We start from the raw sequence: 12,169 nt of genomic DNA, 5'->3' as shown, positions 1-12,169 counted from the left end.
GTCTTGTTGGATCGGACGCTTCGGTTAAACACACAGCACCACTCTGATGCAACGAGGCTTTCGATGCTGCCTGAACTTAATGACCTGAAAACACTCCGTGATACCCTGAGCCAGGCGCCGGGTCCTGACGAGACCGCGCTGCATGGGGCGGCTGAACGCAATGGACAACTGACCAAGCCGCCGGGGGCGCTGGGTCGGCTTGAGGATTTGGCGATCTGGTATGCGGGATGGCGCGGGGATGCCCGTCCGCAGATTGGCGCTCCGCAGGTGATTGTGTTCGCGGGCAATCATGGTGTCACGGCGCAGGGCGTCTCGGCCTTTCCGCCGGAAGTGACCGTGCAGATGGTGATGAACTTTGAACATGGTGGCGCGGCGATCAACCAGCTGGCCAAGGCCGCTGGCGCGACGATGGATGTGCACGCGCTGGATCTGGACACGCCCACCGCCGATTTCACCGCAGGCCCGGCCATGTCCGAGGACGAGCTGCTGCAGGCGCTGCGCACCGGGTGGAACGCAGTGGACCCCAAAGCCGACCTGCTGGTTGTCGGAGAGATGGGGATCGGAAACACAACTCCGGCCGCAGCAATCGCCTGTGCGCTGTTTGGCGGAGACGCTGCCGACTGGACCGGGCGCGGTACGGGTGTGGATGACGCCGGGCTGACCAACAAAACCCGGGTGGTGGCCGAAGGCGTGGCTTTGCACGCAGGCTCAGGCGACGGGCTGGACATCCTGCGTTGCCTCGGTGGGCGCGAGATTGCCGCCATGGCCGGTGCCATCGCTGCGGCGCGTGTTCTGCGCATTCCGGTCATTCTGGACGGTTTCATCTGTTCGGCGGCTGCGGCCTGTTTGGCGGATGTTGTGGACGGCGCGCTTGATCACACCGTTGCCGGGCACCAAAGCGCAGAAGGCGCGCATGGCGCCGTGCTGGCAAAGCTTGGCAAGGAACCGTTGCTGAGCCTCGGCTTGCGTTTGGGCGAGGGTTCGGGCGGGGCGCTTGCGATCAACATTCTGAAAAGTGCGGTGGCGTGCCATTCAGGCATGGCCACCTTTGCCGAGGCCGGCGTTTCGGACGGGTAATCCAAACGGCCTGACCCGCATCACCGGGTCAGGCCGATTTCTGGGCGTGCTTTTCGGCCAGCTCCAGAAGCTCGGTTTCCAGGTCTTTTTCGAACTGCTGTGCGCGTTCGATGTATTTCTTGTTTTCCGCCGTTGGCATCCCGGGAATCCACAGCTCGGCCAGTTCGCGGATCGATGCGCGGTCGTGGTGATAGAAGGTCTGCTCGGCCTGCGCGGCCTCATATTCGCTGAGGCCGATATTCTCGAGCACATAGCGCCCGGCCCGCAGGGAACTGTCGAACATCTCGCGCACGATGTCGTTCGCGCCTGCCTGATACAGCTCGTACACATGGGTACGGTCATGGGCGCGCGCGATGATGTGCAGGTCCGGGCGTTGACGCCGGGCAAAGCTGACGATCCGTGTCACCTGTTTGCGGTCATCCATAGCAGCGACAAGCACGGTCGCTTTTTCCAGACCAGCGGCGCGCAGCAACTCGGGTCGGGTTGGATCGCCCAGAAACCCTTTGACGCCAAAGCGGCGCATTAGCTGGATCGTTTCGATATCGTGGTCCAGAACGATGGTTTTGAATCCGCTGGCACGGACCAGACGATTCACGATCTGACCAAAGCGGCCGATACCTGCGATGATTACCGGGCCTTGTTCGTCAATCGTATCCGGTTCCGGCTGCGGGCCACTGTCCCGAATCCGGCGGGACAACAGATCATAGATGATGAACAGCAGCGGTGTGATCAGCATGGTCAGGGCGATGATCATCAGCAGTTTCTGCGACAGGTCGGACGGAATGACGTTCTGCTGGGTCGAGAACGCCAGCAGGACAAAGCCGAACTCACCCGCTTGTGCCAAGCCTAACGTGAACAGCCAGTGATCCCGACCACGCAAATTGAAGGCGCGTCCGACCAGAAACAGAATGATCCCTTTGAACAGAATAACCAGAAGGGCCAATCCAATCAGTTCGAGCGGGTCATTGAAGAAATAGGCGACGTCGATCCCGGCACCGACCGTGATGAAGAACAGGCCTAGGAACAGGCCCTTGAACGGTTCAAGGTCGCTTTCCATTTCATGGCGGAATTCCGAGCTGGCCAAAACTACACCCGCCAGAAACGCGCCCAGGGCAGGGGACAGGCCGACAAGTGTCATCAGGAAGGAGATGCCGACAACGATCATCAGCGCCAAAGCGGTATACATCTCGCGCAGGCGCGTCGCGTGGATAAAGCGAAACAGGGGCCGCGTCAGGTAGACGCCGGCAAGGATCACGAAGGCAATCGCACCGATGGTGACCAGTGTCACGGCCCAGCCCGGCAGGCCTTCGACCAGCGACAGGCTGTGATGGCCAGCGTCGTGAAGGTCTTTCACGCCCCGGTCGATTGATCCGTCGCTTTTCAGATGCGGTATGGAAGGCAGCGCCAGCAACGGAAGTAGCGCCAGAATGGGGATCACCGCGATGTCCTGCGTCAGCAGCACCGAGAACGTGGCGCGGCCGCCATTGGTCTGCATCAGCCCCTTTTCGGAAAGCGTTTGCAGCACGATTGCGGTCGAGGACAACGACAGTGTCAACCCAACCGCCAATGCAACCGACCAAGGGTGGTTTGCGTACATGGCGACGCAGGCGATAGCGACGGTAGACAAGCCGACCTGCAGGCCCCCCAGGCCCAGCAACCTGTCTCGCATATCCCACAGCGCGCGGGGCTCAAGCTCTAGCCCGATCAGGAACAGCATCATGACCACACCGAACTCGGCCACATGCTGCAGGCTTTCGGTTTCCGCACCGACAAGCCCGAACACGGGGCCGATGACGATGCCTGCGGCCAGATACCCCAGCACGGACCCCAGCCCCAGACGCGCCGATAGGGGCACGGCGATCACGGCGGCTGCCAGATAGATCGAGGCCTGGTAGAGGAAATCGTCCATGTCGGTCCTTTCGGTCAGGTCAGGTGGGCAAAGGGGCGTCGCGCTTGAGCTGGTCCATCACGATCTGACTTTGCACCCGAGCCACGGCAGGATGCGGCAGTATCACCTGATGAAGCAAGCGGTTGAGCGCAGATAGATCGTCGCAATAGACGCGCAAGAGGTAATCTGCTTCACCGGTCATCGTCCAGGCGCTGGTGATCTCGGGGAGCGAATGAACCATGCGGGCAAAACTCTCCGATTGCTCGGGGCCGTGGGTGCCCAGATGCACCTGAACGAACCCCTGCACGTGCAGCCCCAGCTTAAGCGGGTCCAGCCGTGCTGTATATCCGGTGATGTAGCCTTCGGCCTCCAGCCTTTGTCGCCGCCGCCCGGCCTGACTGGGGGACAGGTTCAGCATTTCGCCCAGTTGGTGCGCGGTCAGATGGGCGTCCTTCTGCAAGGCAGACAGCAGGCGCGTGTCGGTGGTATCCAGCATGTGCGGGCTTTCTTCAATGATGCTCGAAATAATGCGGGCTTTGCGCGTTTTTTATCAGGTTACACGAAAACAATGCGCAGAAACAGCGCCGATTAAGGCGTATTTTGGAATCAGCAAAGAAATTCCTGTTTTAAGGAGGCACGCCATGGGTCCTTTCCCTCACAACACCCCGAAATCTGTCATCAGCAAGGAAAATCCGGTCGGCACCGACGGGTTTGAGTTTGTGGAATTTGCGCATCCTGAGCCGCAGGAACTGCGTGATCTGTTCGCCAAAATGGGCTTTGAACAGGTTGGCTATCATACGGACAGGCCCGCGGTTGAACTGTGGCAGCAGGGCGACGTGACTTACATTCTGAACGCCGACCCCGAAAGCTTTGCCGCGCGGTTTGTTGCCGAGCACGGCCCCTGCGCATCGGCGATGGGCTGGCGCGTGGCAGACGCGAAAAAGGCCTATGACCATGCGGTGTCCAAAGGCGCCGAACCCTATGACGCGGCAGACAAGACCATGGATGTTCCGGCAATCCAGGGCATCGGCGGGTCGCTGATCTATTTCATCGACCAATACCATGACACATCGCCCTATAACCATGAGTTTACCTGGACCAAACAATCCAAGCCGCGCGGTGATGGGTTCTATTACCTCGATCACCTGACGCACAACGTCTATACCGGGAATATGGACAAGTGGTTTAAGTTCTACGAGACCCTGTTCAATTTCCGCGAAATCCGCTTTTTTGACATTCAGGGTAAGTATACCGGCCTCTACAGCCGTGCCCTGACATCGCCCTGTGGCCGTATTCGCATTCCGATCAATGAAGATCGGGGTGAGACCGGGCAGATCGTGTCTTACCTGAACAAATACAAGGGCGAGGGCATTCAGCATATCGCCGTGGGCAGTGAGGATATCTATGCCTCGACTGATGCGATTGCCGAGAAAGGGCTGAAATTCATGCCCGGGCCAAACGAGGCCTATTACGAGATGTCCAAGGATCGCGTCACCGACCACGAAGAGCCGCTGGACCGGATGATGAAACACGGCATCCTGATCGATGGTGAAGGCGTTCTGGATGGAGGCGAGACCAGAATTCTGCTGCAGATCTTCTCGAAAACCGTGATTGGCCCGATCTTTTTCGAGTTCATTCAGCGCAAGGGCGATGATGGGTTTGGCGAGGGGAACTTCCAGGCCTTGTTCGAATCCATTGAGCGAGAGCAGATCGAAAGCGGCGAAATTTCAGCGGCTTGAGGTTGCAAGTTAAAGCGGGCGTTCTCGCCCGCTTTAGCCACGCGGCATCTTCAGTGTTACGTTCCGGCCTTTTTTCTGATAGCGCAGTTCGCTGTCACCGATGGCGATGACCTTGCCGCCGTCCAGCCTGTCACCGACTTTTAGTTTCTTGTAGCGACCGCTGGGCATGCGCACCAGCGCCCGGCGGTTGGCGGGCGTGCCGTAGACGCCGATCAGGTTCAGTTTGCGCAGGTTCAACGCATTATCGAGCGTCGCTTGCCGCGCCACCGAGGCTGATGACGGAATCTTCGGCGCCACGGCTTTGGGCTGGAACGACCCGGCTTCGAACTGATCAATGCCGGCTGCCGAACCCAAGCTGGCAGTTTGGCTGCTGGATGACGGAACAAGACCCGCAGGACGCGTCTTGGGGCGTGGAACGCGCAGTCCTCCTATTACAGTGGGTGTTTCTTCAACCTCTTGCCGTTCCAGGGACGCAGGACGAACTTTGGGGCGCAGCGCCGCCAGTTCCGCGCGGGACCGTCCACCCAACTGCTGACGCTCGAACCGTTCGGCCAGATCACCGGGGCGCGGTTTGGGGCGCAATCCGGCCAGCCGGTCAGGCTGGGTTTCAGGGCTCGGCTCCTGCTCGAACCGCACAGGAGGTTCAGGCGGTGCCTTCGACGGGCGTCCGAGGTGAACGACAATCCCGTCCGGGTTCAACGTACCTTCGGCGCTTGGGGCAACCAGCCCGCGGTCATCCAGATCGAACCGCGACCCGGCAACGCTGGGCAGCGCGACCTGATCAAAAGGCGCGTCGGTGGCAAAGCTGTCGACCGACGGCAGGGCAATCGCGTCATTGGACAGGTTGGAATTGTCGACCGAGGCCAGATACAGCTCCTCCTGCGGGGGTAGAACCGGGGGTGTCAGCGGTTCAGGTTCGGTGATCTCGATGCCGGGCTGTGCCGGGATGTCCTGCGGTTCGGGATCACGATCGATCTCTTCGACCTGCGTTGGCGCCACGTTCAGCGCTTCGAGGATTGCGGAATCTGTGGGCGAAAGCTCGGGCTCATCGACGGCATCATCCGGTGCTATCTCGGCCGTCTCGGCGGGCGGTTCCGGGGCTTCCGGTGTGGTGTCACTGACCTGAGTATTAGGTGCGGGCAGGGTGGTTTCGACCCGCGCCGTTTCCGGCTCTTCGTCGCCATCCGGTGCGATCAGAGCCCATGCCCCCAGCGCCACCGCGATAGCCAGCGCAGCCGCTGCCGGTACAACGTATCGTTTGGCGCGTGCATCAAAGCTTGGCTTAAGGGCTGCGCCGTCGGACGGTGCGCGAAACACATCCGGAGCCGTCGTGTCCGCGATAGCGTGAACGTTTGGCGCGGGGGTATCCGTGCCTTTCGCCACTGCCGCGACTTCGCTTTTCTGGTCCGAAAACAGCGGCTCGGACGGGAATTGGGACTGATCGGTGTCTGCCGTGAACTGAACAGGAATGAACCCGTGCTCGGTCGCAAAGTCACGTGCTTCGCCAAGCGTCTGTTTGGTGATGGCCGCAACATAGGTGATGGTGCCGACCGTCGCGGTCTCAAAAACCAGCTCCTCGACCGAATAGGGCGTTGCATCGGCCAGCTTGGATTGGACCTGTTTGGCGCCTTGTTCCGGTGTTTCACCGCCGGTCTCCGCCGACAGGAACCGAACTTGGTCCGCCGGAATCACGACCTTGCAGTTCAAGTTGTTTTCCAGCGCAAAGGCCTTGTCCCGCAAGGCATGAAGCTGCGCGTTCAGGTCCGGTGCATCCAGCGCAACCTCACCAATGCAGAACCAGTCGCCGTCCGACTGGTGGTGCACAGATATTCCGGTCGCAGAAAAAGACAGCGCAAATGCGGGTTTCATATTCCCGAGGAACCATAATTGTCAGCATCAATGCAAACGACATCTCGTCCGCAGGATGACATTAAAGCAGGTTCCCGCCGAGGGAAAGAAAAAGCCAGACATTCCCCTTGTTTGACCACGCCCCGCATCCCCATGTTGGTGCTGTAGAAATTGGAGGGAAGACCTTGAAGAAAATCGCTTTTCTGGCCGCCATACTGGCCGTGACAGCCGCAGGTATTGCCCATGCGGAAGAACGTCGCATCACGGTGGATGCGGCCGGAACCGTTCAGGCCGCACCCGATATGGCGACCATTACCCTGGGCGTGACGAACGAAGATGCCGAGGCGTCGAATGCCATGCAGGCGACCTCTGACGCCGTTGCGCAGATTCTGAAGCGGCTGGAGGATATGGGTATCGAATCCCGCGACGTACAAACCCGTGACCTGTCGCTGTCGCCGGTCTGGTCCGGCCGCAATAGCCCCAGCGGCGAACGGCCCGAGATTTCCGGGTTTGTCGCTTCGAACAATGTCCAGGTGCGTGTGCGTGATCTGACCAAGCTGGGCGCGATCATGGATGCGGTCATTCAGGATGGTGCCAATGATTTTGGCGGGCTGAGCTTTGGTGTGCAGGACCCCGCGCCGCTGCAGGCAGAGGCACGCGCCAAGGCCGTGGCCGAAGCCACAGCAAAGGCCGAGCAGCTGGCGCAGGCGGCCAATGTGTCTCTGGGGCAGGTTCAGACGATCAGCGAGCAGGTTGGCGGTATTCGTCCCGCGCCGCAGATGCGCGCGATGAGCATGGCCGAGGCAGGCGGCGTTCCGGTCGCGGGCGGCGAGATTTCAGTCTCGGTCAACGTGATGATGGAATTCGGGATTGCCGACTGATCCAGAGGTTTTGGCGCGGGCTTGCAGCGACTGTCGCTGCTGGCCCGTCTGGTCGAAATTGTCCGGCGAAAGCCAGACTTCGAACGCGGTCTTGATGCGCGGCCATTCGCTGTCAAGGATCGAATACCACGCCGTATCCCGGTTGCGGCCCTTGTAGTGGGTCGCCTGCCGGAAAATGCCCTCGAAGGTAAAGCCCAGCCGCTCGGCGGCGGTGCGGGACACCTCGTTCAGCGCATCGCATTTCCACTCGTACCGGCGATAGCCCAACTCGTCGAAAACGCGGCGCATCATCAGGTACATGGTCTCGGTCGATTGCTGGCTGCGCTGCAACAGGGGTGAGAAGTGGATATGGCCCACTTCGATTGCCCCTGCCGCAGGTTCAATGCGAAGGAACGAGGCCATGCCGACCGGCGTCTCGCTTTCGTCGAGCACCGTGTGGAACATCGGATCGGCGTCCATGCAGGTCGCGCGGGCCCATTCCACAAAGTCATGCTCCGAGCTGAATGGCCCATAGGGCAGGTAAGTCCAGTTGCGGCCATCCGTGTCGTTGGCAAACGCCCGGTACAGTCCGGGCGCGTGCCGGTTCACATCCAGCGGCACGACTGAGCAATACTGGCCCTCCATCGGCGTATAGGGCGGGGTCGGGCGCGGGAAGTCGCCCGAAACCGGCTGGCCGATGGGTTGGCCCAGATCGTTGGTGTCGTGCCCGCTCATCCGTCAGGCCGAAGCTTTGGCCAGCGCCTGATCCAGATCGGCGATCAGGTCGTCGGCGTCTTCGATGCCGATGGACACACGCACGACGCCAGGGCCAGCACCTGCGGCCTCTTGCTGTTCGGGGGTCAGTTGCCGGTGGGTGGTCGAGGCCGAGTGGATGATCAGCGACCGTGCATCGCCAAGGTTGGCGACATGGCTGAATATCTCAAGCGAGTTCACCAGTTTGACGCAGGCGTCATAGCCGCCCTTGACCGCAAAGGTGAACAGCGCGCCAGCGCCTTTCTTGTACTGCGCCTGAACCCGGTCGTGATAAGGCGAAGAAGGCAGGCCGGCATAGGTCACATAGTCCACGCGGTCGTCAGCCTCGAGCCAAGCGGCGATCTTCTGGGCGTTTTCGACGTGACGCTCCATCCGCAGGGACAGGGTCTCGATCCCCAGCAGCGTGTAATGCGCGGCTTGCGGGTTCATGGTCATGCCCAGATCACGCAGGCCGATGGCGATGCCGTGGAAGGTAAAGGCCAGCGGGCCAAAGGTCTCATGGAATTTCAGTCCGTGATAGGCCGCCTCCGGCTCGCTGAGCGAGGGGAACTTGTCATTCGCCGACCAGTCGAACTTGCCCGAATCCACGATGCAGCCGCCGGTGACGGTGCCGTTACCGGTCAGGTACTTGGTGGTCGAATGCACGACCAGAGTCGCACCCTGTTCGATCGGGCGGCACAGGTACGGCGTGGCCGAGGTGTTGTCGACGATCAGCGGGATGCCCGCCGCGTCGGCCACGTCGGCCAGCGCGCGGATATCGGTGACATAGCCGCCGGGGTTGGCGATGGATTCGCAGAACACCGCGCGGGTGTTTTCGTCGATCGCGTCCTTGACGGCGTCCAGATCGTCGGTGTCCACAAACTTGGCCGACCAGCCAAAGCGTTTGATGGTCTGGCTGAACTGCGTGACCGTGCCACCATACAGACGGGTCGAGGCAACCACATTGCAGCCCGGCCCCATCAGCGGGAACAGCGCCATGATCTGCGCCGCGTGACCCGAAGAACAGCACACCGCGCCTACGCCGCCCTCAAGCGTGGCGATACGTTCCTGCAGAACGGCCACGGTCGGGTTGGTCAGGCGGGAATAGATGAAGCCAACCTCTTGCAGGTTGAACAGGGCGGCCGCGTGATCGGCATCGCGGAACACGTAAGCCGTGGTCTGGTAGATCGGAGTCTGACGCGCACCAGTCGCCGGGTCGGGCCGTGCGCCCGCGTGAATCTGCAATGTGTCGAAACCGTAGGTGGGGCCGTCAGACATCGTCGAAATCTCCTGTTGGAATGTGTGTTGCTGAATCTCTAGGCGATCCGGCGCGCGCGCACAACAATCCTGTCAGCGCATCCAAAGGCCCTTACTGCGGATCGTGTTGCGAATAACCTGCTCGCGCTGGGGCAGGTTTTCGCGGTCGAACAGGTCGCGTATCCTGTGGCCCTTGCGTTGCAGAACCAGCTTTTTGATTGGCTCATAGCCCTTGAGTACCTTCTTGATCCGGTTGGGGGCCGCGACGGTTTCCAGAACTTCGACCACGTGGTCGCTTTCCCGTGCATAGAGCAGAGGGAACAGGCGATAGTGGCAGCTGACCGATCCGTCCAGCAGGCCCGGGGGCAGGGCATCACGGCCGCCGCCAAACGAATGAATGACCAGCGGCAGAGCGGCCTGATCCAGCCAGGGGGCAAGGTTCTGCCCGGCCAGTTCTGGGATTTCCTCATCCCGGATCGTGCGGGCATAGTCCAGAAACCGCTCTCCGAACTTGCGCGGACAGGAATAGAAGAAATAGCCTGCGTTGAAATACAGATACCGCCGCCAGTAATCCATAGGCTGGCTGGTATCCTGAGAGCTTTCGAAATCCAGCCCAAAGCGGCGGTACAATGCGTGCCAGATGCCATCGAAGCCGGGGCCATAGAGCGTCGGCTTGGGCCAAGTGCCCTCGACCTTTTGCGAGGCTCCGGGGCGGTTGAAATCAAACGGCACCGAGGTCAAGTCGCTGGTGATCAGCGTGTCGCTATCGAAGAACACGAAAGGCTCGCCCTCGGGCAGCGCCAACAGGGCCTCGATCTTGTTGCCATAGGGATAGCTGTCGCCGAAGACGTGAGTGTCGAAAGGCAGTATCTCGGCATCCAATTGTCGCAGGGCTTTCAGTACGTCCTCGTTTCGGATACTCGGGTCCTGACGCCAGCGCGGTCCGGGCTGTGGCACGGCCACAAACAGCCGCCCCTGAAAATTTGGTGAGCTGTGGCGCAGAGAGGCCGCGAACAACAAAGCCTCGTATTGCAGCCGGTTGTTTTGCCCGATGATGACGATGTTGAACTTCGAAGGGCTGGCCTGCATCAGGTGACTTTCAGGTATCTGGCCGCTGTCCGGCGCTGCTCGTTGTGTTTGACCTACAGCACGCAGCAAGGCCCGTCAAAACCAGATGCCGGAAATCTTTTGTTTCCATGCAACCAGAGGCCGGATCGGCACATCTCATGTGTTGCGCGTTTTCGGCATGCAAGAGAAACAGGCGGTTTTGCTCGGGAAATCGGGGGAATCCAGCCCGTTTTTGCGGTTTTTGACGATTTTGTAAATTTTACCAATTGATAAAAAATCAGATTGTGGCAAGCTGAGAGCATAACAAACATATCTACAGGGAGTAGAGCGATGGCACAGGGCCAGATTGCCCCCGGCATTGTCTCCGGGCGGCTTTCCAGCGATGAGCTGACCTCGAATTTTACCGATCTTCATCCGCCTTTGGCTGCGCATGAGGCCGCCGTGGCCGCGGATCGGTGCTATTTCTGCTATGACGCGCCATGTGTGGCGGCCTGTCCGACGGATATCGATATTCCGTTGTTCATGCGTCAGATTCAGGCCGGGCAACCCGAGGCGGCGGGTGAGACTATTCTGGCGCAGAATATCTTGGGCGGCATGTGCGCTCGCGTGTGTCCGACCGAGACACTGTGCGAAGAAGCCTGCGTGCGTGAAACCGCTGAGGGCGCCCCGGTCGAGATCGGTCGCTTGCAGCGCTATGCGACGGACAGTGTTATGGCTTCAGGGGGGCACCCGTTCGAGCGTGCCGCGCCGACCGGCAAAACCGTTGCCGTGATCGGGGCAGGGCCTGCGGGTCTGGCCTGCGCGCATCGTCTGGCGATGTTTGGGCATGACGTGGTGATCCACGAAAGCAAACCCAAGCCCGGCGGTCTGAATGAATACGGCATCGCCGCCTATAAATCGACCAATGACTTTGCGCAGGCCGAGGTGGATTGGCTGCTGAACATTGGCGGCATCACGATTGAGACCGGTTCGGTGCTGGGTGAGAACGTCTCGCTGGACGGGCTGGTCGAAAACTACGACGCTGTTTTCTTGTCCATCGGTCTGGCTGGGGTGAATGCCTTGCGCGCAGAAGGTGCCGATAAGGACGGCGTGCGCTTTGCCGTCGACTTTATCTCGGACGTGCGTCAGGCATCCGATCTGGCGGATCTGCCGGTGGGTCGCAATGTCGTCGTCATCGGTGGCGGCATGACCGCCGTGGACGCGGCGGTGAAATCGAAACTGCTGGGCGCCGAGCACGTGACCATCGCCTATCGGCGAGGCCGCGACGCGATGGGCGCCAGCCGGTACGAGCAGGATCTGGCGTCCTCGCATGGTGTGAAAATCATGACCAATGTGCAGCCTGTGGCCGTGCACGGAAACGGGGCGGCGGCTGAGATCGAATTGGAGTATACTTCCAGCGACAACGGTCAGCTTTCGGGCACTGGAGAGATGATCCGCCTGCCTGCGGATCAGGTCCTCAAGGCGATTGGTCAGAAACTGGACGGCGCGCCCGAGGGGCTGAAGCTGGACGGCAACAAGATCGCGGTGACTGAGGCTGGCCGTACCTCGCTGGCCGGTGTCTGGGCTGGGGGGGACTGCGCCGCTGGGGGCGAAGACCTGACCGTGACTGCCGTGGCCGAAGGCCGTGACGCCGCGATGGATATCCACGCGAGCCTGACTGCGTAAAACTCAAAGACAAA

The 12,169-nt window shown here is 60.6% G+C and carries 10 protein-coding genes; 4 read left to right on the top strand and 6 right to left on the bottom strand.

Going from position 1 to position 12,169, the window contains the following annotated elements; translation table 11 throughout:
• Positions 1–63 precede the first annotated feature (63 nt).
• A complete protein-coding gene (gene cobT, locus ACR0NT_RS02235; protein ID WP_170671071.1) occupies positions 64–1,077 on the top strand; it encodes a nicotinate-nucleotide--dimethylbenzimidazole phosphoribosyltransferase in 1,014 nt (337 codons plus the stop codon).
• Between the two features lie 28 nt (positions 1,078–1,105).
• Here the strand turns inward: cobT and ACR0NT_RS02230 are convergent, their stop codons facing one another.
• Together ACR0NT_RS02230 and ACR0NT_RS02225 are read right to left on the bottom strand one after the other, a co-directional pair.
• On the bottom strand, positions 1,106–2,986 hold the full coding sequence (locus tag ACR0NT_RS02230; protein WP_170441943.1) for a monovalent cation:proton antiporter-2 (CPA2) family protein: 1,881 nt from the start codon (positions 2,984–2,986) through the stop codon (positions 1,106–1,108).
• A 19-nt stretch (positions 2,987–3,005) separates the two neighbouring features.
• Positions 3,006–3,461 carry an Lrp/AsnC family transcriptional regulator gene (locus ACR0NT_RS02225; protein WP_170441945.1) on the bottom strand — a complete coding sequence of 152 codons (456 nt, stop codon included), beginning with the start codon at positions 3,459–3,461 and terminating at the stop codon, positions 3,006–3,008.
• A gap of 145 nt (positions 3,462–3,606) precedes the next feature.
• Here ACR0NT_RS02225 and hppD point away from each other — a divergent pair, with 145 nt between their 5' ends.
• Positions 3,607–4,704: a 4-hydroxyphenylpyruvate dioxygenase gene (hppD, locus tag ACR0NT_RS02220; protein ID WP_170441948.1), complete on the top strand. Its 1,098-nt coding sequence runs from the start codon at positions 3,607–3,609 to the stop codon at positions 4,702–4,704.
• Between the two features lie 33 nt (positions 4,705–4,737).
• Here hppD and ACR0NT_RS02215 read toward each other — a convergent pair whose 3' ends face one another.
• The gene (locus ACR0NT_RS02215) at positions 4,738–6,573 is read right to left on the bottom strand and encodes a hypothetical protein (protein ID WP_170671073.1); all 1,836 of its coding nucleotides are present in this window, start codon (positions 6,571–6,573) and stop codon (positions 4,738–4,740) included.
• A gap of 164 nt (positions 6,574–6,737) precedes the next feature.
• Between ACR0NT_RS02215 and ACR0NT_RS02210 the strand changes: the two genes are divergently transcribed.
• Positions 6,738–7,433, top strand: coding sequence for an SIMPL domain-containing protein (locus ACR0NT_RS02210; RefSeq protein WP_170441957.1), 696 nt, complete (start codon positions 6,738–6,740; stop codon positions 7,431–7,433).
• Here ACR0NT_RS02210 and ACR0NT_RS02205 read toward each other — a convergent pair.
• From ACR0NT_RS02205 to ACR0NT_RS02195, 3 genes are all read right to left on the bottom strand, one after another.
• Entirely contained in the window at positions 7,389–8,147 is a 759-nt protein-coding gene (locus tag ACR0NT_RS02205; protein ID WP_170441960.1) for a GNAT family N-acetyltransferase, read from the bottom strand. The two genes, ACR0NT_RS02210 and ACR0NT_RS02205, sit on opposite strands and share 45 nt — an antisense overlap.
• 3 nt (positions 8,148–8,150) lie before the next feature.
• Positions 8,151–9,443, bottom strand: coding sequence for an O-acetylhomoserine aminocarboxypropyltransferase/cysteine synthase family protein (locus tag ACR0NT_RS02200; protein ID WP_170441963.1), 1,293 nt, complete (start codon positions 9,441–9,443; stop codon positions 8,151–8,153).
• 72 nt (positions 9,444–9,515) lie between these two features.
• The gene (locus ACR0NT_RS02195; protein WP_170441966.1) at positions 9,516–10,511 is read right to left on the bottom strand and encodes a hypothetical protein; all 996 of its coding nucleotides are present in this window, start codon (positions 10,509–10,511) and stop codon (positions 9,516–9,518) included.
• Between the two features lie 309 nt (positions 10,512–10,820).
• Between ACR0NT_RS02195 and ACR0NT_RS02190 the strand changes: the two genes are divergently transcribed.
• On the top strand, positions 10,821–12,155 hold the full coding sequence (locus ACR0NT_RS02190) for an NAD(P)-dependent oxidoreductase (protein ID WP_170441968.1): 1,335 nt from the start codon (positions 10,821–10,823) through the stop codon (positions 12,153–12,155).
• Positions 12,156–12,169 lie beyond the last annotated feature (14 nt).

The organism is Ruegeria sp. AB10 (genome assembly GCF_056542745.1).
The sequence above is the reverse complement of the archived record's forward strand: the minus strand, read 5'-3'. Positions and strand labels throughout refer to the sequence as shown.